The following is a 909-nucleotide window of genomic DNA, read 5'->3' on the forward strand; positions in this document are numbered from 1 at the left end:
TCGACAGTGGCGCCGGCCAGCGAGACGAGCAAGATTGGCCGCCGCCCGAAACGATCCGACAGCGCGCCCAGCACAGGTGCGCAGGCAAATTGCACCAACGCATACAGCGCCAGCAGAATGCCATAGTGGGCGGTGACGTCGTTCGAGTGAACCAGATCGCGCAGGAGGCCCGGCAGCACCGGCATAATCAGGCCGATGCCGACAGCGTCGAGCGCGACAGTGCTCAGAATTACGATCAGGGGTCTGTTGGGTTTCACGTCTGGCCTCCGGACCAGCCTCCGCTGGTCCGATTGAACGCGCGGATTCTTTATCACTGATAAGTTGGTGGACATATTATGTTTATCAGTGATAAAGTGTCAAGCATGACAAAGTTGCAGCCGAATACAGTGATCCGTGCCGCCCTGGACCTGTTGAACGAGGTCGGCGTAGACGGTCTGACGACACGCAAACTGGCGGAACGGTTGGGGGTTCAGCAGCCGGCGCTTTACTGGCACTTCAGGAACAAGCGGGCGCTGCTCGACGCACTGGCCGAAGCCATGCTGGCGGAGAATCATACGCATTCGGTGCCGAGAGCCGACGACGACTGGCGCTCATTTCTGATCGGGAATGCCCGCAGCTTCAGGCAGGCGCTGCTCGCCTACCGCGATGGCGCGCGCATCCATGCCGGCACGCGACCGGGCGCACCGCAGATGGAAACGGCCGACGCGCAGCTTCGCTTCCTCTGCGAGGCGGGTTTTTCGGCCGGGGACGCCGTCAATGCGCTGATGACAATCAGCTACTTCACTGTTGGGGCCGTGCTTGAGGAGCAGGCCGGCGACAGCGATGCCGGCGAGCGCGGCGGCACCGTTGAACAGGCTCCGCTCTCGCCGCTGTTGCGGGCCGCGATAGACGCCTTCGACGAAGCCGGTC

General features: G+C 62.7%; 2 protein-coding genes. One reads left to right on the forward strand and one right to left on the reverse strand.

The genetic code is table 11. The annotated features are described in order from the left end of the window. A partial coding sequence (locus R7Z50_RS25610) for an MFS transporter (protein ID WP_318149489.1) occupies positions 1-257 on the reverse strand: 257 nt, incomplete at its 3' end. A 105-nt stretch (positions 258-362) separates the two neighbouring features. On the opposite strand from R7Z50_RS25610, the gene tetR(A) reads away from it, so the two are divergent. Further along, the coding region (gene tetR(A) / locus R7Z50_RS25615) for a tetracycline resistance transcriptional repressor TetR(A) (protein WP_317187867.1) at positions 363-909 on the forward strand (547 nt) is incomplete at its 3' end.

It is taken from the genome of Vibrio sp. 1249-1 (genome assembly GCF_033340495.1).